Origin of the sequence: Neochlamydia sp. TUME1, from assembly GCF_000813645.1 — a bacterium.
In the GTDB taxonomy this organism is placed as follows: Bacteria; Chlamydiota; Chlamydiia; order Chlamydiales; family Parachlamydiaceae; genus Neochlamydia.
This window is the reverse complement of sequence record NZ_JRXI01000032.1, coordinates 1-23,443: the sequence shown is the minus strand read 5'-3', so window position 1 is coordinate 23,443 and position 23,443 is coordinate 1. Positions and strand designations below refer to the sequence as shown.

General features: G+C 38.1%; 10 protein-coding genes. 7 read left to right on the top strand and 3 right to left on the bottom strand.

All coding sequences use genetic code 11. The features are described 5' to 3' along the window. Positions 1–319 precede the first annotated feature (319 nt). Positions 320–1,411, bottom strand: a complete 1,092-nt coding sequence (locus DB41_RS01505; protein ID WP_039383566.1) for a SpoIIE family protein phosphatase — start codon at positions 1,409–1,411, stop codon at positions 320–322. A gap of 1,346 nt (positions 1,412–2,757) precedes the next feature. Then, positions 2,758–3,579, bottom strand: a complete 822-nt coding sequence (locus tag DB41_RS01495; RefSeq protein WP_039383563.1) for a ParB/RepB/Spo0J family partition protein — start codon at positions 3,577–3,579, stop codon at positions 2,758–2,760. Between the two features lie 89 nt (positions 3,580–3,668). On the opposite strand from DB41_RS01495, the gene DB41_RS01490 reads away from it, so the two are divergent. The 3 genes from DB41_RS01490 to topA all read left to right on the top strand — a co-directional run bounded on the left by DB41_RS01490 (position 3,669) and on the right by topA (position 9,756). Then, positions 3,669–4,481: a hypothetical protein gene (locus DB41_RS01490; protein WP_039383561.1), complete on the top strand. Its 813-nt coding sequence runs from the start codon at positions 3,669–3,671 to the stop codon at positions 4,479–4,481. 1,097 nt (positions 4,482–5,578) lie between these two features. Continuing rightward, a complete protein-coding gene (aroB, locus tag DB41_RS01480; protein ID WP_162180896.1) occupies positions 5,579–6,682 on the top strand; it encodes a 3-dehydroquinate synthase in 1,104 nt (367 codons plus the stop codon). A 488-nt stretch (positions 6,683–7,170) separates the two neighbouring features. Continuing rightward, a complete protein-coding gene (gene topA, locus DB41_RS01470; protein WP_039383557.1) occupies positions 7,171–9,756 on the top strand; it encodes a type I DNA topoisomerase in 2,586 nt (861 codons plus the stop codon). Between the two features lie 481 nt (positions 9,757–10,237). Here the strand turns inward: topA and pyk are convergent, their stop codons facing one another. Then, positions 10,238–12,007 carry a pyruvate kinase gene (gene pyk / locus DB41_RS01465; protein WP_193365239.1) on the bottom strand — a complete coding sequence of 590 codons (1,770 nt, stop codon included), beginning with the start codon at positions 12,005–12,007 and terminating at the stop codon, positions 10,238–10,240. A 690-nt stretch (positions 12,008–12,697) separates the two neighbouring features. Here pyk and uvrA point away from each other — a divergent pair. From uvrA to pknD, 4 genes are all read left to right on the top strand, one after another. Continuing rightward, positions 12,698–18,394 (top strand): excinuclease ABC subunit UvrA, encoded by a 5,697-nt coding sequence (gene uvrA / locus DB41_RS01460; protein WP_039383555.1) that lies wholly within the window; start codon positions 12,698–12,700, stop codon positions 18,392–18,394. A 98-nt stretch (positions 18,395–18,492) separates the two neighbouring features. Then, positions 18,493–19,014 carry a DUF192 domain-containing protein gene (locus tag DB41_RS01455; RefSeq protein WP_039383553.1) on the top strand — a complete coding sequence of 174 codons (522 nt, stop codon included), beginning with the start codon at positions 18,493–18,495 and terminating at the stop codon, positions 19,012–19,014. A gap of 214 nt (positions 19,015–19,228) precedes the next feature. Continuing rightward, complete coding sequence (locus DB41_RS01450) at positions 19,229–19,597, top strand: hypothetical protein (RefSeq protein WP_052243783.1); 369 nt, start codon at positions 19,229–19,231, stop codon at positions 19,595–19,597. A gap of 579 nt (positions 19,598–20,176) precedes the next feature. Beyond that, entirely contained in the window at positions 20,177–23,092 is a 2,916-nt protein-coding gene (gene pknD, locus DB41_RS01445) for a serine/threonine-protein kinase PknD (protein WP_052243785.1), read from the top strand. Positions 23,093–23,443: the final 351 nt, after the last annotated feature.

Below are 23,443 nucleotides of genomic sequence, written 5' to 3'. Positions count from 1 at the left end.
ATCTTTAAGATTCTAAGGTGAGGAGCATAAAAAAAGTTAAATAATGCGCTTTTAAGATACTTCTTATGCAACCCCATCCTTTAAACCCTCTCTTTAAGTAGAGAAAGCAGCTTTTAGAGGATGGGGTATGCAGATTTAGCCCTTTTAAAGGGCATGCTAACGAATCTATTGAAAAGGCTAAGGCGCTTTTTATTTTTCTTAAAGCTTTTAGCCAGCTTTACTTCCGTAAAAGCCCAAGAAGTAAAAAATTTAAATTTAACCATCAGCTTCCATGATTTCCAAAGGTAAGGGATCTAAAGCTTATATACAAAATTTGACCTTAAGGGACTACCATGACAAAAGCGGCAATATCATCACTATAGTTTTTATTCGTAGGATCTAATTTTTTAACATTAACATAATTGTCTCTCTGGAAGGTGGGGTGGACGATAGCCGTTTTAATTTCCTCCAAAAGGTTGAGGGGATCGATCGGCTGATGGCATAGAATAGAATGCAGAACTTCAGCAGGCAAAAAATCTGTAACTCCATCCGTAAATCCATAAATTTTGTCTCCCGTCTGCACTTCTTTTATCCTTAAATGAATGGATGAATTTTTACTTAGCGAAGACAATTCTAGCGGACTTTCGGGCGTAAGGCGGTGAATTTCCCCTTTAGTTTCATGCCATAAGGAACTATCCCCCACATGTGCGGAACAGACATATTTTTTTTGATTTATTTCTACAATAATTGCCATACTAAAGGTAGATGCTGTGCCAGCTATTTCAAAAGAAGTGTTAATATCTAATAAGATACTTTTCATAAAATGTAAAACTTGTGCTTTATCATGAGTGCCCAACATTTCACTTTTGAATCTGCTTACAAAATCTCTATTAAACTTATCCCAAATGGGCTCTAATTTATTAGCTCTAACTGTTGGGTTACCATGACCTGTTCCGTCTGCAATATAAGCAGTGGCACATTCAGGAAAAATATGAACGAAATCTAAGACTCCCTCCTCACCATTTTCTGAATGATAAGTCGCCGAGGCCCCACATCCCCAACTTTGAATACCCATAGTTTTTGTAGTAAAAATGGGATCAATAGAGCAAAGCCAGCGGCGCATATTCAGGTTAACAATTTTTTCATCAAGATGCTGAAGAGCTTTTCTAGCGGTGGGGGTTTTTATTTCTTGATTCTTTTCTCGTAAAAAATTGGCTACCTTACTTAAGCTGGCTTCTCCTTTACCTAGATAAGCTAAAATTTTCTGCAAAAACGGAAGCTGGCTTCTATCACTTAAAACTTCAAGGGTTTTTTCTCCATTAGCTGTACGAAGCAGCAAAATGGGCCTCTGGCTTCTATCATTTTTGTTTTCTTGCGTTTTACTATACAAATCATAATAGGCATCAAGGGTGCTTTCTAAAGATGAAATCATATTACTTCCTGAGCTCATAGGTTGTCTCCACTTTGTTAATTATAGGATAATGTTATAACTGCAATTAAATTTATATTTAAATACCTAGTGAAGCTGGGCATTCCTTTCTATTCTAAAAAAACGGCTATATTGAAGCTTTTCCCTTTAATAAATTTTAGATAGCATTCTATTAGATTATTTATCTTTAACATGTGATCATGCTGCTAATTAGCACATCTACGGGTTTTTAAATAATTTTTTTCAAACTTTTTCTTTAGCAAATTATGCAGTCCCTCATTTTTTACTTTCACTTGCAAAAATTTTTCATAAAATAAACTTTCTAAGGACAGCCAATTATTTGGGCGCGAAATTTTCTAAGGACCTACCTAATTAATTTCTTTTCAAATTAAACCCTATTTATAATAATAGCATTAAAAATTATAATTAGGTATAAAATTTTAACTCTTTAATATTTTAAATATATAAAATTAGATTACAACTTAATTAATAAAAGATAGGTTTATTTTTTGCTAGATGTAAAAAATTGAGGTAAATACTGGGAAAAAGGGTAATAAAAATCCCAAGAAAGTTTTCCATTAGCTCCTTCTATCCTAGGAGTCAAAGAAGAGACAGAGACCTCACTTACATGGGAACCTTTGATACAGAAAAACAGAGGAAGAGAGAGCTACACTTATATTTGCTGATGCCTACAGTTAAGTGATTATTAACATATCTTTAGCAAGCGGCCATGGAGGCATATTTACTTAAGTCGCTGAGGATGAAGGAAAACATGCAACAAAGAGGAAAAATAGCTATTTGTAAGCATTTTTGGCTTCGCGGATGCCGGCAGAAACGCATCTAAAGCTTGGTATCCACCCCCTGAGCGCCTATATCTTCTAAGAACAATAAAAACCAGAAAACTAAAATCATTCCCCATTACTACAGGCTTCCATAAAGACATGAGAATGAGGGGCTAATTTTATTTTATAATTTTTTGAAAAAAACTTATTCCAGGGATCTAAAAATCAAATTTTCTAAAAAGCTTTATCCTCTAGATAATGCGTATGCTAAGCAGATAGACTCACAAACTCAGTTTAAAAAGCTATGTTTACCCTATGAGAAAGTGTTATACCACCTTGATAGGAGATTAATCTACCCAGCCTGCAGTCTAGCTTGTTTAGTTAATATTTTAAAGCTCTCCGTGTTTATTCTCAGCGTTTCTTTCCATAAAAAACTAAAAAAAAATCAGCTACCTGCTGAGGTAAAAGCTCAAATATGACCTATAAAAGCCCCATCGATGATTAAACAAATCCCATGGAGGAGGTAAGAAAAGAGCGATCAATTTTCAAATAAAAGTGGCGTAATTTTTATTCCCTGACTCCCAAAGCCTCTAACAAACGCTCAAGATCGTCGAGGTTAAAATAATCGATAGAGATACGGCCCTGCCGCCCCCTTGCGCGGATAAAAACTTTAGTGCCTAATTTATACTGCAGTTTTTCTGCTAACTGCTCTAAATAAAAATCACGCGTTTCATAAGAGAGTTTTTTTTGCTTAATTTTTTGCTTAAGTTTTTGCACCGCTTTTTCAGCTTCACGCACACTTAAACTCTCCCTTAGAATCAGTTCATGCAAATAAACTTGCTTTTCGGCTCCTTCCACCGCTAAGATAGCTTTAGCATGCCCCATGGTAATTAGATTTTTACTTAAGCTATCTTGTATAAGATTAGGTAAAGACAATAAACGTAGATAATTAGCAATCGTCGAACGTTTTTTTCCTACCGATGCGGCTAGCTTTTCTTGGCTAAATTTAAATTCTTCCATCAAGCTGGATAGGGCTTTAGAAATCTCGATAGGATTTAAATCCACTCGCTGAATATTTTCAATTAAAGCAGCTTGGGCAGAAAGTATATGACTTGACGATCGCACAAGCACAGGAATTTCAAGTAAGCCTGCTAGCTTGGCAGCACGCAAACGCCTTTCTCCTGCCACCAGCTCATAATGCAAAGAATTTTCCAAAGGTCTAACAATAGGTGGATGAATTAAGCCCACGGCTTTTATAGATTCGGCCAATTCTTTTAACTCAGCTTCAGCAAACTGCCGTCTAGGCTGAAAAGGACTTATATCAATATGATCGAGCGGCACATTCCGCAATTCTTCGAACAAAGAAAGTTTTTCCTGGGAAACATTCATACGTTTTACTTTTAACTTTACAATAAATAAACATGTTATATGATATTCGTTCGAGACAGCGCAAAAATCAAGCAAAAAAGTCCTCAACTATGAAAAAAAACCTAAACCGCCCATCCCTCTCCTCCGATACGCCCCTCTCTTGGTCAGATGCTCTCCTAGCGCATCCTTTTACTCAATGGGCCTCTGATAACGGAAAAATTCTTCTTTATTCTTTTTTGGGGCTTATCATTTTCGTCTTTATTCTCTTCCAATTTATATGGCGACATGCCGTTTCTGAAGCTGATTTTGTACGCGCTGAGAAAGAATTTTCTCTTTTTACCTCCTCTAAAGACATTAGCGATCCTGCTGCAGAAGTAGAAGCGCTAAAAGATCTTCATGCAATCATGGCAGCGCATCCCGAATTATACCCCAAATATGAAGGATTAATTGCTGAAACATTATTATTAAGAGGAAAAAATGAAGAAGCTAGTCTGTATGCAACCTCAGCAATTAAACGGACAGCCTATGAGAATGATCCTTTCTATACCAGCTATGCCCAGGCAACCCTTTTACTGGCTAACGAAAAATATGAAGAAGGCTTAAAAGCAGCACTTAACCTAAGAAATCGGATGTTAGAACAGGCACAAGCCTTTAAAGATACACCCGAAAAACTGCAATATGGAACTTTTTTGTATGCTCTTAACTTATTAAGAATAGCCATGCTGCAGCAACAGTTGTCTCTTTTTACAGATGAGCTTGCCACCTGGAAAGAATGGGAAGAGCTAACACTAAAAAGCGGTGAAGGCACCCTTCCTTTTTATTTAAAAGGCCAACTATTTTTATCCTTTAACAATTTATTATCTGAAGGAAAAGCTTCATTGGCTGATTATATAGAGGCAAGAAAAAAGTTGATAACAAAATAGCGGATAAAACTTGCTAAGATTTTTTTTAGGCTGCTATAACAAATTATATCATGCATAAGTTTAAATAGGCATGAACTCTAGAGGATTTCCTAAATCTTATTCCCTCTAGAGCCCTAGAGAACCAGACGAAAAAGAGTACAGAACTATAAAGGTTCTAGCTGATTTTTTAAGAATGAGAAGTATAAAGAAGTTATAAATGAAAAATTATGCCTATTTATTTTAAGAAAAATGGTAGGTTAAAGAATGAATAGGAAAGATTAATCAATAGGTTGCATAATTTAAATTTTTTGAGATTTTTTATCTAAAAGGTTGGATTTACAAAATATAACCTCAAAAAAAAGCAAAAAATATAAAGCGCCGACTTTGAAATCTCAATCAAAATTTTGAGACCACAAACGAGCCTTCAATCATTGAAAAGGTTTTCCTCTTAATCGCTCTATTAAGGCAGGTGGAGAAACAATGGTGAGTGTTGAAAATAGTTCATTTACTTTTAACGATATCCTTGAACAAACTGAGGAAGAGAGCTTCCTTCCTGCATTGAACGTAATCGTTAATAAGCGACATACAATAATAAATAACACTCCACCTCTTTCTGCAGCGTCGGACTTAGCAATGACCGCCGTGGAAGTAAAAGGAATGTTTACTGTTTCTTTCTGAATAGGAAAAGAATACCCCCATGCTATGACGGTTACCTTTCAGTAGCCGTCTTAATTTTTCGGTATGCCAAACTCCTAGCTTATCGGCTATGCCAAACTAGGAAGCAAGTTATTAGAAAATTATTAAGCCTAATAGGTTAAATTACTTTTAATTAAAATGGGCTTATGCCCTCCTATTTTTTAATTTCTGCAGCTCGGTAAACCCTATATAAAAACAAAAAATAGATCCCTTCTACCCAAATAAATTCCTAGTACTTGATCAACCTTTCAACCAAAAATAAAAAGTGCTTTTTCTAGCTAAAAAAAAGACTATAAAGCAATTTATCCTTTTATTGGCTCTGTAGGCTTTAGTTACATATTTATAGACCAGGTTTTTAACCAAAAGACTTAAAAAGATTGATAATTAATCCATTAAAATTATGCATGAGAAAATTAAGAGATATGGATCCCTTAAGCTTTAGTCAATGGACCTCGATTAACCTTGCCTCGCAAGATTCCTCCATTCTTATTAATCCCGTTCCTCTTTTTACAGATCTGCAGCTTAAAAAAGATTATTCCCAGCTAGTTATTATCTCGGATGCTAATGTTTATCCCCTTTACGGACCTTTCCTTATCCAGCAATTTCCTTGCCGTCAAATAAATAAAATTATTATAGCCCCAGGAGAAAGATCTAAAAGCCTGCAAACTGCTAATTATTGCTGGCAAGAACTGCAACGCTTTGAAATAGATCGCCACGCTTTGATTATTAGCCTAGGAGGGGGCGTGGTTACTGATTTAGCAGGCTTTGTAGCCTCTTGCTATATGCGGGGTTTAGATATCATCCATGTCCCTACTACTTTAATGGGAATGGTGGATGCGGCTATAGGAGGAAAAACAGCGGTAAACTTTAAGGGTAGTAAAAATCTGATTGGTAGTATTCATCCTCCCCGCCAGGTATGGATCTTTTCTTCTTACCTTCAATCTCTTCCTGCAGAAGAGTTTAGCGCTGGCTTAGCTGAAATAGTTAAATATGGGATTATTCAAGGTCCTCAGCTGTTCGAGCGATTAGAAAAAAATACAACAGCCATTCTTGCTAAAGATTCTCAATTTATGCATCTTCTCATCGTCGAATGTTGCAAAATTAAAGCCTTTATCGTAGAAAAAGATGAAAGAGATTATGGCATTCGGGCGACTTTAAATCTGGGGCATACCTTTGCACATGCCATCGAAGCGGCTATGGACTATCAAATTTCGCATGGCCATGCAGTCTCTATAGGATTAAGTTGCGCTTTTTATACCAGTAAAATTTTAGGTTTTATTGAGCAAGCTCTCATTATTCGCTTGCATAATTTGCTCAAAAGCTTAAACTTGCCCCTTTCATTACCAGAAGAGCTGTCAGAAGAAACTTTGATTAGCTATATGTATAAGGATAAAAAAACAGTGAAAGGAAAGCTAAATTTAATCTTAGTGAAGAAAATCGGTAGTGTAGAAAGTATAGAGGCGGTTGAACCTAAGGTTATCTTAACAGCTTTAAAGCAAAAGAAAGCAGAAAAAGAACTTGAATGAGTTAAAAAACCTTGTTATTCTCTGCGCTCAATCTCTTTTTGAAACGCAAGGCCCCTGGATTAATAATTTCTTTGCAAACAGCATGGGAAATAAGGGAAGCTGCTTTAAAGAATATATTTGCAGCCCTTTTAAGAGTTCGGCTCATAGGGAAAATTATAACCTATTCTATAGCAAATTATAGTTTGGCAAAAGGCTAAATGTAGAAATTTATGCGATTATCTTCTATTTAGCGGCCCTACTGCCCAGAATAAGGATAAAAAACCTGGGTAACTATTTGAGGTTTTAAAAAGAGAAAGACCCCACTTTTTTAAGATGGGCATCGTGAGACTTAAACTATAAAAAAATATAAAAAACACGCTTTCCTTCGGCGTGCCAGATAGAAAAAAAATCAATAACTATAAATTGTCTATCTTTTTAATAAGCTGTAATAGTAAAAAGCAGTAAAAAGTATCTTTGTTAAATATATAAAAAGGTTGTTTGAGGCAAGAATGGCAAAATCTTTAATTATTGTCGAGTCACCAGCGAAAATTAAAACGCTCCAAAAATTTTTAGGGCCTCATTATATTTTCGAATCTTCGCTAGGACATGTACGTGACTTACCAGAAAAAGAATTCGGTATCGATATTGAGCATAATTTTGAGCCTACATATATCATTATGCCCAATAAAGACCAGGTCATTCAACGACTAAAAAAAGCTGCTAAAGGGTGCGATACGGTTTATCTATCTCCTGACCCTGATAGGGAAGGAGAAGCCATTGCCTGGCATATTAGCCAAATCCTTCCACCTCAAACCAATATCAAACGTGTCTCTTTCAACTCAATTACTAAAGATGCTGTAGTTAAGGCACTTAGCCAGCCTCGGCCTATCGATGAAGCCCTAGTCAATGCCCAGCAAGCCAGACGCCTTTTAGACCGCATTGTAGGCTATAAAATTTCCCCTCTTCTTAATCGACGCATTCATCGAGGAAAAGATAGCTTTGTATCGGCCGGTCGCGTGCAATCGGTAGCGTTAAAGTTAGTGGTCGATCGAGAAAAAGAAATTGCAGCTTTTAAGCCCATTGAATACTGGAATATTGGAGCTATCCTTAGAAATGAGTTAGAAGAACGTCAGTTTCGCGCCAACCTTTACTCTGTAGATGGTAGAAGAGTTGAAAAAGAGGAAGTAGAAGGTAAAAATTACTTAATCATCGATAATAAAGCTACAGCAGATGATATATTAGCACGGATGAAAGATAAACCTTATCAGGTAGCTAACGTAGAAAGAAAGGAAAAACGCCGTTATCCTGTCCCCCCCTTTATTACCTCAACCTTGCAGCAAGAAGCAAGCCGCCATTATGGATTTTCTTCGGCCAAAACTATGAACATAGCTCAAGGCCTTTACGAAGGTATTGACCTAGGAAATGAAGGTGCAGAAGGCCTAATTACCTATATGCGTACAGATTCTGTACGTATTTCTAATGAAGCCCTTGGCTCTGCACGGGAATATATCTTAGAAAAATATGGTAAAGATTATCTTCCTGCTGAAGCTAAACAATACTCCACCCAAAAAAGCGCCCAAGATGCTCATGAGGCCATCCGACCTGCTAACTTAAACCATGCGCCAGAGAAAATTCAGCCTTATTTGAGCCGAGAGCAATTCTTATTATATCAATTAATCTGGAGACGCTTTATTTCTTCCCAGATGATGCCAGCTATCTACGATACAGTCTCAGCGGACATAAAGGTAGGAAAAGATATAATTTTAAGGGCTACAGGGTCGGTCATCAAATTTTCTGGTTTTCTAGCTGTATATGAAGAAAAGAAAGATGATGACGACAAAGATGAAGAGAGCCGCCAGCTACCTAACCTGCAGGAAGGTCAAAGCTTACAACTTATCCAATTAACTTCTGAGCAAGCCTTTACGCGGCCTCCTCCCCGTTACACAGAAGCTTCTTTGGTTAAAGAATTAGAAAGGTCAGGGATTGGGCGTCCTTCAACTTATGCTACTATTATGAATAAGATTCAAAGCCGCGACTATACGATTAAAGAAAGTGGTCGCTTAAAACCTACGGAATTAGGTTTTGTGATAGCACAAATGCTTGAAACAAGCTTCCAAAAGATTATGAATATAGGCTTTACAGCTCAGATGGAAGATGATCTGGAATTAATTGCCGAAGATCGCAAAGACTGGAAAGTACTTCTACAAGATTTTTGGAAGGAATTTTTACCTACTGTCGAAATTGCTGAAAAAGAAGCTTTCATTCCGAAAGTTCAGACAGATATCGACTGTCCCAAATGTGGTGGCAAGCTTCAAAAAATCTGGTTTAAATCTAAATATTTTTATGGCTGCTCCCGCTATCCTGATTGTGATTTTACGGCTCAATCTGAAGAGCTCTCTTTTAATAAAGAAGAGTATGCTTCCGATTTTAACTGGGAGCAACCATGCCCTCAATGCGGCAAAAGCATGAAAGTCCGCCATGGACGATTCGGAGCTTTTCTAGGGTGTACTAACTATCCTGAATGTAAAGGTATTGTAAACATCCCCAAAAAAGGCGAGACTCTTATTTCTCAAAAAAGCATGCCAGCTTGCCCCGCATTAGAGTGTCCAGGGCAGATAACTGCAAGAAAATCGCGTTTTGGAAAAACTTTTTACAGCTGCTCTACCTACCCTGAGTGCGATGTAATTGTTAATGATTTAAAGCTCTTAGAGTCTAAATATCCTCATCATCCGCGCACCGCCTATATAAAAAAACTTAAAGCGACCCGCAAAGGCAGTGAAGAAAAAACTTCCTCTAAAAAGAAAGCCGTTAAAAAAGAGAGCAGTAAAAAGAAAACGACCAAAAAAGAATCTACCCGTAAGCAGCCAGAAGTTAAAGTCTCTAAAGAGCTTGCTGCAATTATTGGAGCTTCTGAAATGTCTAGAGGAGAAGTGATTAAAAAGCTATGGGACTACATTAAAGTTCATCATCTACAAGATCCTCAAGATAAGCGCTTAATTGTTCCCGATGAGTCTTTGGCAAAGGTTTTTGGAACTCAAGAAGGGGTAAACATGATGAAAATAGCAGGCATAATTAATAAACATATTCAAAAATAAAAAAATTCCTTTAGATTTTTTTTAAGTAAAGAAATCTCGCCTCCATCTAAAAACTAAATTTTTAGCGGTTTAGAAGATATGGTCGTGAAGAAAGCAGGAGTAGAGGAAAACAAATTTTGATATGCTTTAAAAAGACTAAGCCTGCATACCCAACCCTCTGAAAGCTATCTCTCTACTTAAAAAGAGGCTTTTATATAGCAGGCGATTGTATAAAGAGCAGCTCAAAAGTGTATAATACGCTTTAAAAAAGCTAAGTCTGCATACCTAACCCTCTGAAAGTTGCCTCTCTACTTAATGAGAGCAATTTTATAAAGTATGGGATTACATAAGAAGTAGCTCAAAAGTGTATAATATAGGTTTTAGCAGGATATATTTGTTGCTCTTAGATAAGTGTATAAACTATCTATCTAATTAGGCACGCTAAGCAGCTAAGCGCTTTTTTTATGGTACATTTAGCCGAGGGCCGGGCTACTTTTAAAGTTTAAAAAATTACCCCCTTGTAAACCAGCGCTTTTTCCGGATCTAAGGTGACTAGCTGGCCTTCTTTTAGTATTCTACTTGCTTCATCTGCTCTTACAATGGCAGGCTTATCAAGCAATTGAGCAATATGGATAGCAGACTTTTCTGATTCCACATCGTCAATATGATTTTGTAAAATGATTCCTATTGATTCTTGTATGAGAGAAAGGAAGGAAGAGTCACATTTAGTCATCACAAGTAGCTGACCTCTTACCGCATAATCTTTGGCAGATTCCGAAGATAAAACCAGGGTGACATTCCCATGCACGCGGGAGCCTACCCCATGATGTCCCCGCACCAATACGTCTCCTATACTCTCTACCATCATCATATTGGTAGTCCCAGAAATGCCAAATGGAGAACCCGCTGTTACGACTACCAGATCTCCATTGCTTACTAAATTTTCTTTCAAAGCAAAGGTACTGATCTTAGTAAAAGCCTCTGAAATTGTTTTTGTAGGTTGAGAGCTTAAATAAGGCCTTACACCCCAGCTTAAAGCCATCTGATGATAGCATTTCTCATGAGAAGTCATAGCTATAATAGGCATTTCAGGTCTTAATCGAGACAGAAGGCATGCTGTTGAGCCTCCACTTGTAAAAGCAAATATAGCTTTTGCTCTCGAGCTGTAAGCTGTTTTTACCGTAGCCAAAGTGACCGCAGAAGGAACATCATGATGAATCAAACCTGAATGAAAATCAAAGAAGGCACGATAATTAAAATCTGCCTCCGCCTCCTGAACGATACTTCTCATCACTTGCACAGTTTCAAAAGGATATTTTCCTATCGCCGTTTCCCCTGATAACATTACAGAAGAAGTGCTATCATATACTGCATTAGCCACATCCGATGCTTCCGCACGCGTAGGACGAGGGTTGTTGATCATAGATTCTAGCATCTGGGTAGCTGTGACCACCGGTTTCCCTGCCAAATAGCTTTTTCTAATCATCATTTTTTGGAGCCTAGGAACTTCACTTAAAGGAACTTCAACCCCTAAGTCACCCCTGGCGATCATAATTCCATCCGCTATCTGAACGATGCTATCAAAATTCTGAACCCCTTCCTTATTTTCAATTTTTGCATATATCTGAATATCTGGCTTTTTTTCTTTAGTCAAAAGTCTTTTGATGGCAAGTACATGTTCTGGTGAACGTACAAAAGATGCGGCTATGACATCTACATCATGCTTACAGCCAAAATGAATATCTGCTATATCTTTTTCAGTAATGGTCGGTAGATTCAAGCTGGCATTCGGGATATTCACCCCTTTACCTGATTTGAGGGCACCTCCATTATCAATCTTAACGACCACCTTTTCAGCTGTAGATTCTATGACATGGGAGGAGATATAACCGTCATCAAAAAGAATCCGAGTGCCTACGCTAAGATCATTTAAAACATAGGAAGGATGGACGCATACTCCTTGCTCGCTTCCTTCTATAGGATTTCTAAATAAATTTAATAATTGTCCATGTCTGAGGTCAATTTGTCCCTCAGTAATCTTACCAATTCGAATTTCAGGTCCCTTTGTATCTAAGATAATAGCTAAAGGCATCTTTTTCTGGGCACGAGCTTTTTTAAGATTGTTAATAACAATCTCATGGTCCTCATAGCTCCCATGGCTGAAATTAAGACGGGCGGCATTCATCCCGCCTTCCATTAATCGAATCATCTTTTCTACCGTATTTACAGCAGGGCCAATGGTACAAATGATTTTTGTCTTAGTGACCAGCATAGAAAGATACCTGATAGGGGTGTACGTTAATAGTCATTTAAATAGAATGCCTGCCTTAGCACCTGGTGCTTAGATAAAGTTATTATATCTTACCCACTAAATTTGACAATAATAACTCAAAAACTTTGCTTTAAATAAAAGATTGTTTTTTTTAAGACGCTATGCAGGCAATCAAGAAAGCTACCATATCAAGTCTAAGAGATTCAATCTTATTTATCTTATATCTCAACTTAAGCACAGATGAGCTAGAAAAGCCTTTTAAATTTATACCTATTAAAAAATTAATAAACTGAAAAAAATTTTATCTTGTAATGATAGGTTTTATCCCCGTTTAAGAGATTATTTAAATATTTTTTTTAAATCCTATTATAACAATTTTACCCTCTCAAATAAATAACGCAAAAATAGGCTATGCGCAAGCAAAAGTTTTACTTATACCTCTGGCTAAAGTTACTTTTTAGCTAAAAATAAGAATCTTTACATGGGGTTATTAATAAATAGGTTTAAATTAAAACGGGTGCCTACATGACCATAACTACAGTCCGCAGCCCAACGGCCGCTAAGCTTTACTAAAAAAATCTGAGATAAAGATGCTTGCTAAAAGGCTGTCCTAATGGATAGACCTAAACGAATCTACCCCAAAATCCCTGTTCAATGTATAATATTTTTAGTTAATTTGGGGTAGTTAGTATGGATTACAAGCAAATCATTTTAAAAAAAGTCAAAGTTCACAATCTTAAAGCCGTGGACTTACAGCTTAATACCAATGAATTGATAGTTTTTAGCGGAGTTTCTGGATCAGGAAAATCTTCTCTTGCCTTTGATACCATCTATATGGAAGGGCAAAGACGCTATGTAGAATCCCTTTCTACTTTTGCAAGACGCCAATTAGGCGAAATGGCCAAACCCGACCTTGAGCATGCCTCGGGAATTTCTCCTACTATCTCTATAGAACAGAAAACCGCAGGCCGTAACCCACGTTCAACAGTGGGGACTATGACAGAAATATACGATTATCTAAGAGTATTGTATGCTCGCGTGGGTATCCCCCATTGCCCAGTCAGTGGAGAGCCTGTAGCCCCTCAGAGCAGGGAAAGAATTATTAAATCTATCCAAAGCCTTCCTTCCAACACTAAGCTCATTGTCTTAGCGCCTTATGCTAAAGCTAAAAAAGCTGAGTTTAAAGAAGATTTTCAAGATCTCATGCGTAAAGGATTTACAAAAGCACGGGTGGATGGGAAAATTGTTACTTTACAGCATGAATCAGGCTTAGATGGTAGCGTTTCTCATGATGTCGACGTAGTCATTGACCGTCTTGCCATAAACATGGAAAACAATTCTCGAATTGCTGAGGCTATTACTACAGCCTTAGATTTAGGAAATGGAGTCTGCAGTATATTGGATGTACAAACAGACGAGGAAAAACTTTTTTCTACGCATGCTTATTCCCCTAAATCAGGACTCTCTTATTCATCCTTAGAACCACACGATTTTTCTTTTAACAGCCCTTCCGGAGCTTGTCCAAGTTGTAATGGATTAGGAATTGTCAATGAATTTGACTTAGAACAAATCATGGATCCAAATCTTAGCATCGCCCAAGATTGTTGTAGCATTGCAAGCTCTTACCAAACGGTACGTTATGGTAATATCTATAACAATCTAGCGAATATGCATAGCTTTAACGTCCATACTCCTTGGAAAAAACTGTCCGAAAAAGCTAAAAAAGTTTTTCTCTACGGTGTGGAAAAGAAGTGGACCCGAATGCATTTTGTTCATCCTATTACAGGGGCAAAGTGGGTAGATAATATTCAATGGAAAGGCGTCTTGCATGAAGCGCATACTCGCTTTGCTGAAGCCAAGAGCGATTCATATCGCACCAAAATGCTTAAACTTATGCATACGCAAAGATGTCCTGCTTGCAATGGTGAACGCTTAAAGCCCTATCCTGCTGCGACCCTACTCAACGGCAAGCGTATTAGCCAATTAGCAGCTATGACTATTGCTGAGTGTTACGAATTTTTTAGCAATCTTTCCCTGTCTGCTCAGGATGAGCTAATAGCTGCTGAATTAATTAAGGAGATTCGTGAGCGTTTACAATTTTTGATTGAAGTGGGTTTACACTATTTGAATTTGGACAGGACAGCGCCTACTCTTTCTGGAGGAGAGGCTCAACGCGTACGTCTAGCCTCTCAAATTGGCTGCGGATTAGTAGGTATTACTTATGTTTTAGATGAACCTTCGATCGGCTTGCATCCTCGTGATAATAAAAAGTTGATAGCTACGCTTAAACGCCTACGCGATATGGGTAATACCGTTATCGTGGTGGAGCATGACGAAGAAACCATTTGGGAAGCTGATCATATTGTAGACTTTGGACCTGGGCCAGGTACCCGAGGAGGTGAAATTGTCTACAAAGGAGATGTTAAAGGCTTGCTAGAAAGCGAAAAATCCCTTACAGGACAATATCTATCGGGAAGATTAGCCATCGCAATTCCTAAAAAGCGCCGCAAGATAAAGAAAGAACATATCTTAATAAAAGGAGCTACTCATCACAATTTAAAGAATGTAGATGCTAAAATACCTTTAGGAGTTTTCATTGCTGTAACGGGCGTCTCCGGCTCTGGAAAATCTTCACTCATCACCGATATTCTCTATCCTGCCCTATCGAATGCACTCCATGAAAGCGAATATCCTGTAGGCTGCCATAAAGAAATCGTAGGGATAGATAAAATTGACAAAGTCATTGCTATTGATCAATCGCCTATTGGGCGCAACCCTCGTTCTAACCCTGCTACCTATATCAAACTTTTCGATGATATTCGCGATTTATTCACTCAATTACCTGAAAGCCAAGCTCGTGGATATAAGCCTGGAAGATTCAGCTTTAATGTCAAGGAAGGCTCTTGCCCTCAATGTGGAGGCATGGGCATGGTGAAAATTGATATGGATTTCATGGAAGATGCTTGGATAGATTGCCCGCTGTGTAAAAAAAGGCGTTTTGATCAAGAAACCCTTTCAGTACTCTACAAGGGTAAAAGTATTTATGATGTGCTAGAGATGGAGGTCCTCGAAGCATTAGAATTTTTTGCTAATATTCCTTCTATTTACCATAAACTAGAAACACTTCAAAAAGTGGGAATGGAATATATTAAGCTAGGCCAATCATCCACCACTTTATCAGGTGGAGAAGCACAACGTATCAAATTAGCTAAAGAGCTTGCTAGGCCTGCCTCAGGACACACTTTCTATATTTTTGATGAGCCCACGACCGGTCTTCATTTTCATGATATTAAGCATTTGCTGACAGTGCTGCAAGAACTTGTAGACCGCGGCCACACTGTTTTAGTCATTGAACATAATATGGATATTGTCAAAACAGCGGATTGGATTATTGACATAGGCCCTGAAGGAGGAATTCAAGGGGGAAAAATCTTTGCTGTAGGCACACCTGAGCAAATCGCCCGTTTAGAGAGCCCTACAGGTCGTGCCCTCCAAGAGATCTTGCATCATGATATAGCAGAACGTATCACCAAAGCTCAGCAAGCCTCTAAACATAACCTTATCCACTACAAAGAACGTCAAAAACATTTTATCAAAGAAATTACTGTAACTGATGCGGAGCAAAATAATCTTAAAAGCATTTCGTTGAGTATTCCTCGAGAAAAAATCACTATATGTACAGGCCCTTCGGGGTCAGGAAAAACCTCTTTAGCCTTTGACACTATCTATGCCGAAGGACAAAGACGCTATATCGATTCCCTTTCCCCTTACGCACGCCAATTTGTTAAGCAGATGCCTAAGCCTAAGGTAGGTTATGTAGGAGGGCTTTCACCCGCGATTGCTATTGAGCAAAAAGCGCACGCAGGTAATCCTCGCAGCACAATTGGCACTATGACTGAGTTGTATGACTATCTGCGCATCCTTTATGCACGCATGGGAACGCCTCACTGCCCAGAAACAGGTGAGGTGATTAAAGCGATTAGCAAAGATCATGTAGTGGATCGTGTGATGAACTATCCTTTAGGAGAAAAAATCCAAGTTTTAGCTCCTATTGAAGGGAAAAAAAATGAACGATTTGAAGAAGTTATCTCTCGTCTTCAACGGCAAGGTTTCCTACGCGTGCGCCTAAATGGTGAATTTTTTGATCTAGAGCAAGAAGGTCTTAGCTTAGCTTTCGATCGTAAACGCAAAAATGAGTTATTATTAGTTATCGACCGCTTAAAGATCAATCCCACGATTAAAAACCGCCTAGCAGAAGCGGTGGAGACAGCTACCCATATAAGCGGTGGCAAAATTGTTATTCTTCGTGAAAACCAGCAAAACGTCTTTTTCAATTTAGCATTTGCTGTAGAAAGCACAGGAAAATCTTATCCAGAAATTACCCCTCATACCTTTGCTTTTAACAATGCTGAAGGAATGTGCCCGGAGTGCTTGGGTTTAGGATACCAATATGGCGCTAATTTAATACAAAAGCCTGAGATGATGGAACAATCGGTTGCCGGCCTGATGTATTATCTATGGCAGGATCTTTATAACTCTGCTGCCTTTGCTTGGGTAGAAGCATTTTTGGAAGCAGAGGGTATTGATCTGCTCGCTCCTCTTTTTATGCTACCTACTAAACAGCTCCACCTGATTTTAAATGGCTCCCCTGAAGATAAGTGGTATACCGCTACAAACGGCTTAAAATTTCGCTGGACAGGAATCAACCATGTATTAGCAAAGGCTGGGCGCAGTGCACAATCTCAACTACGCGAACTTATTACACCTCTTTTGGAAGAGCATAAATGCATTTCATGTCAAGGAGATAGGCTCAACGCTTTAGCTCGCCATGTGACTATTCAAGGCCTATCTATTAGCAAATTATGTAGTATGCCTGTGGATAACTCTCTTAATTTCATTGAAAAACTTGTCATTAGCCAACAAGACAATAAAATTTTGGAAGAAGTTCACCTTCAACTTCTCAATAGATTACGTTTTCTAGCGGCAGTAGGTCTAGGCTATATAGCCTTAGATCGGCGTGCACCCACTTTAAGTGGCGGCGAGGCACAGCGTATTCGCCTGGCGCGCCAATTAGGAAGTGGACTAACAGGAGTATTGTATGTTTTAGATGAGCCTACGATCGGCTTACATCCAAGAGATAATGAGCGCTTAAATCTAGCCCTCGAGCAGCTTAAGGAACTTGGTAATACTTTACTAATGGTCGAACATGATCCTTTAACGATCGCAAAAGCTGATTATATTCTCGATTTTGGTCCTCAGGCAGGAGCCTTAGGCGGCCATGTCACGGCACAAGGAACTTTTAAACAGATTATAAAAAACCCACGCTCACTGACAGGTAAGTATTTATCCGGCAAGCTCACTATTCCAATGCTTGCAAAAAGGCGCTCTCTTAAAAATGGCATGCTACAAATCAGGGAAGCTAAAATCAACAATTTAAAATCTATCCAGTTAGATATCCCTATCGGTGCACTTACCATTTTAACAGGGGTTTCCGGTTCAGGTAAATCTACGTTGATGCACCAAGTTATTCAACCAGCAGTCCAAAAAGGCCTTTATAAATCTTATGAAATTTCTGCCGATATAGCAAAAGTGGAAGGAATTGAAAATTTTGATAAAGTGATTACTATTGATCAAAACCCTTTAGGCCATACCGTGCGCTCAGATGTAGGAACTTACGTCGACCTACTGGCACGCTTACGAGATTTTTTTTCCTCCCTTCCTGCTGCCAAGGCCAAAGGATTACAAGGTAAGCACTTTAGCTATAATCATCGGCGGGGTATGTGCACCCATTGTTGGGGGATGGGCTATAAACGTATCGAAATGCATTTTTTACCCCCTATACGCGTAGTGTGTGAAGAGTGTCAGGGTCAACGCTTAAATCCTGTTAGCTTAGAAATTACTTATAAAGGAAAAAATTTTGGCCAATACCTAAGCTTAACCATTAACGAAGCACGCCATGTATTCGAAAATCATCCCCGCATTGCTAAAATTTTAGATACATTAATTGCGGTAGGTTTGGGCTATTTGAAATTAGGCCAAGAAACCGTAAGTTTATCGGGTGGAGAGGCTCAACGTCTTAAGTTGAGTCGCGAGCTTACCAAACGCTCTACAGGTAAGACTCTTTACCTATTAGATGAACCTACGACAGGGCTACATAGCGATGACATTAAAAAATTATTGATAGTTTTACATAAGTTAGTAGATAAAGGCAACACGATGATTGTCATTGAACATAATATAGATGTCATTAAAAATGGAGATTTTATCGTTGATTTAGGGCCGGAAGCAGGAGAAAGAGGAGGAGAAATTGTTGCAATCGGTACCCCCGAAGAAATTGCTCAAAACCCCACCTCTATTACCGGAAAATATTTAAAAAATTTATTTTAAAAAAACACCTTTCACTCTCTGCTCACTGGGCCTTAGGCTTTCCTATTAATCTAAGGTTATAAATTAGCTGTTTACTATTTTAAAAATTTAATTTCAATATGCATTCAGCTTATCTCTTATTTTTGCTATTAATGCATACAGTTTTACCTTTAAAGGCTGGAACAATCCCTATCGAATTAGAGATAGCCTTTACGGAGGAAGAGCGCGCCTGGGGCTTGATGCAACGCTCCCATCTACCAGAGAACCGAGGAATGTTGTTTTACTTTCCTAAAGGGAATCTTTGGATGTTCAACACTTTAATAGACCTTTCAGCAGCTTTTTTAGATGAGAAAGGTAGCATCTTAGAGATAGCCGAGCTAAAATCTTATCCTGAAATGATGGATCCCCATAGGCCTGTAAATAAATTAAGCGAGATGAGGAAATATCCTGCTGATGATAAAATATTTTTATTCTTTTTGCAAAAAAGTAAAGCTCTACCTACGGGAACTTATTATATTTTAGAGATGAATAAAGAATGGTTCAAAAAAAAGGGAGTAACCGTAGGAGACAAAGTCGTGTGGCATTTAAATTCTTCCCAAGCCTCTATAGTAAAGCTCTCTTCCCCTTCGTCAGGTAAATAAGTGCTTCAATTAAGAATGGTTAATCATTTATTTAACCAGGACCGAAGCGACCCTATGTTTTAGGGAAAAAAGCTTAAAAAAAGTATAAAAAAATGTTTTTTTCTTTGGCAAAGGCGATCTATCAATTTTTTATTGATAGAAAATATTTCTCCCCTTAGATTAAGAGAAATAAATTTAGCCCTAACATAAAAGTAGATAAACAACTAAGGACAGCATGGCAAAACCTCTTGTTACCAAAAAGAAAGCAGATGCAATTTCAAATGGAGCTTTTCTTGTAGGACTTGGCATCTTATTATACACTCATGATTGGTGGCCAGGTATTCTCCTCGTCCTATGGGTAGCCGTTCTATTAAGGCAGTATTTAACAGGAAGAGTGTATGATACAATTGTTTCAACTATCATCCTGCTAGGCTTGTTTCTAGTCTCCTTTATCAAAATAAATTGGTCTGTCATCATTCCTATTTTATTTGTTATCGGGGGTACTTATCTAATATTCCGAGAATATTTTTATGCAGATGAAATCATAGAAGAGGAGATTCTAGATGAACGCTCTGATAGGGCTAACGAGCACAAAGAGGATTAAAGAAAATCCTTTCAATGTCCTTCAAGGCATAATACTTAAGCTGGCTATATTACCTATAGGCACGTGGCTATTACTTAAGAAGCAAAAAAGGTAAGGTGTAGGTGGCAGCAGGCCCGCAAAAGCTTAATAAAAAAAGAGTAGGGGCTTTTTGCTCCATGAAGCTAGCGAATAATTATTTAAAAGCCTATTTAGAAGCAAGAGGTCCTAGCATCAATAATACTTAACAGCAAGCTCCATTTTACTTAAGCTTTATTTAGCAAATATGTTAGTGGATGAAGCTTATATCCATTACACGACTACTGCTATGGCTAATGAAAGTTCATAGGCAAGCTACTTCTCGTCAAGGGGACTTTTAAGCAACTCTAAAAAATCTTAAAAAAATAAATTTTTCTTATACGTAAGGCTTTAAAAAATATTGTGGAATTTTACTGTTCATATTGTCATCATCAATTTTCTCTTGAAAATCCCTCAGAGAAAGGTCGGCCAAAATTTTGCCCTTACTGCTCAACGCCCCTTCATAAAAAGCTTCAAGCTAAATCTCTGCCCCCTAACAAGCTGCCTCATGAGGAAGGCGATACAATGGCAACGGAAGCAGCCACTTCTTTTGTTTCCAGCCATCTGCCTGAAGAAAAGCAAGTTCAATTTTCTATCGGTAATTACAAAATCCTTGAAAGTATCGGTAAAGGAGGGATGGGAGAAGTTTTTTTAGCCTATGATACCTCCTGTGGACGCCGCCTAGCCCTTAAACGTATTCGTGAAGATCTACTTCAACATCCTCAAGTTCATCATCGTTTTTTAAAAGAAGCGCACATTACAAGCCAGCTGACTCATCCTGCTATTATTCCTATTTATTCTATTTATGCAGAGAAAAACCAGGCTTACTACACCATGCCTTTTGTGGAAGGAGAAACCCTAAAACAAGTTTTAAAGAATGCTAGGAAGCAAGATAAGTTAGGTCTAAAATCAGGACAAACTAGTTCAATACCCTCATTGATGCGCATTTTTCTTAGTCTATGCCAAGCAGTGGCGTATGCTCATTCCAAAGGTATTCTCCATAGAGATCTTAAACTTGAAAATGTCATTGTAGGAAAATATGGCGAAACGGTGATCCTTGATTGGGGACTAGCTCATCTTTTAAGAGCAGAAAGTGCAGAAGAGGAAGTTTATCAAGAGCCTTCGCCCGCTCTTAAACAGGGTTCTTTATATCATATTACCCGCCTTGGAAAAGTTGTGGGAACTATCGCTTATATGGCACCCGAAAGGGCTTTAGGCCAGCCAGCCACCTTTCAGACAGATATTTATTCACTGGGAGTGATTTTATACCAGATGTTAACCTTAAGGCATCCTTTCAAAAGAGGTTCTTTAAAAGACTTTAGAAAAAATATGGCTCAAGAAAAGCTGTATGATCCTTTGGAAGTAGCTCCTTATCGTGATGTACCACGTATCCTCTCTAGAATTTCTTTAAAGTGTCTAGCTGTAGCCTTAGACCAACGTTATTCAACGGTTGATGATGTGATTCATGATCTAGAAACCTACCTCGAAGGCCGTTCAGAATGGTTTCAGATAACAGAATTACAAATAAGCAATAAAAACGACTGGGAATTCCAAGAAAATGTTTTAATTGCTGAATATACTGCCATTACGCGCGGGACGGAAATTTCTGATTGGGTCAGCTTGATGATTTCTAAAGATTCTTTCGCAGAAAATACTAAAATTGAAGCGCATGTTAAACTAGGAAAAAAATGCCACGGCATTGGCTTTCTTCTTAGTATTCCAGAAATTGCTGAGCGCGCGCACCTAAATGATGGCTATTGTTTATGGCTAGGTTCTCAATCTCATCGTTCCACGAAGCTGCTGCGCTCGGCAGTAGAGGTGATGCATCACCCTGATATTTTTTTGCAAGGAGAGGAGTGGTACCATATTCGCATCGAAAAAATCGATCAAAATATTCATTTTTATTTAAATAACATTCATCAATTTTCATATATAAGTCATTTACCGTTAGCGGGCACTCACCTGGGGCTGCTGTCGCGCGACGCTGATTATGAAATTTCACCTCTTAGTATTTCAGTAGGAAGCCTTAATATCCGGGTTAATTGCCTGGCAGTTCCTGATGCGTTTCTTGCTCATAAAGATTATACCACAGCTTTAAGTGAATATCGACGTATCGGCTACTCCTTTCCGGGAACGGCTGAAGGCAGAGAAGCTATGTTTAGAGCTGGGATAACACTTCTTGAGCAAGCTCGCAACAATCATAGCGCAGAAAAAAAACAGCAACTTTATGAAGACTCTTTAGAAGAATTCTGGAAATTGCATTCTACTCCTGGTGCCCCCCTAGAATATTTAGGTAAAGCTCTCGTTTATCAGGCGTTAGATGACCCCGATGAAGAAATCAAATGTTTTGAGCTAGCGTATCGTCGCTACCCTCAACATCCTCTTCTTCCAGTGCTTGAGGAACAAATCCTTTATCGCATGCTTGAAAGTTCCAGGCATAATCGTAAAGCTACCTATCAATTTATATTATTTGTTCTACGCTACCTTCCTTCTATCATCTCGCAAAACAATGTTAGAAAGCTATTTCATAGCTTGCAAAGGCATTGGGAGCCCTTACATTTTATGTTAAATGAAAAGGAGATTGCTAAATCTGAAAAATTGAAAAATTTTGACTTTGCTATTCATCTTGCCTTTTGGACAGCCAAGCCTTATACCTTAAGTGAAATCCTAGATGATCTTACTAAGCTTGAGCCTATTCCCTTAACCTTATGCACTAACGCTATTTATGCTCTTATCGAGCTTGGCAGTTATGCCCTTGCCAAAGTTAAGTTGAACGAGTTAAATAAAAAAATTTCTTCTTCTCAAGCGCTTTTACATGAAACAGAGCTTCTTACAATTGCTATAAAAGTTTACCAGCAGCCTATCGAAAAATGTTTGGATCAACTACTTACCCTATTACCTAAGCGCTCCCTTGAAAAAAGCGAGCTTCGAGCTTTAACCCATCTTATCAGATTTGCCATTAAGAAACACAACTACCCTTTTATTTTCGAAGCCGTAAAAAAAATGCATTCCTTTACCTTAGATACCGAAACTTCTATTGGGCTTAATTGTGCCTTGATTTTTGCTCATCTTGCTGAAAAAAATTGGGAAAAAGCGGGTGAATTGCTGCAACAATATCCTCTTGAAATTATCAATCAAGAGTGGCATCCTCTCCACCTATTCTACGGCATATGGCTATACATGACTAAAGGCAAAGAAAGAGCCTGCCTACACTTTTCAGAGGTATTAGAGGCTCCTTTTCCTCGTTCGTGGACGCTATTTAGCCATATGATGACTTTTAAAATCGATGAAAATCCTGCCTGGTTGAATAAAGCTTTTGCTTGGGAAAAGCGTCAACTCTATTCGCAAGCCGCCTTTTTTTTCCATTGTATTGGCGATCAAGAAAAACATGCTTATTACTCTCGCCTTGAAGCCCAGCAATATGTTTATGCTAAAGTCTAGAGCTAGTCTCTTTTTCATCTATCGCTAAAAATCTTTAAGCTAGCTAGGCAAACCATCATCTTTCAATAGTTATTCTTAAAAGAAGATAGGCGTCAATTAAGCTAACCAAGCTTACAGAAATGGACCCCTATAAATTTATAGTTTATTGATTTAATACCCATAAATAATTTTAAAATCAAATGCTCATAAAAAATTTTATCGAACCTAATCGTTTAAGCCCTGTTAATTATCTTAATCTACCCACCTTTTTTCTTAAAATTTTGTTTATCAAAAAAATTCATTATTTTCTAATTTTATTGCGATAGCCCACTTTTAAACCTTTGGTGCCTAGATTGCTAAACATATCCTGTG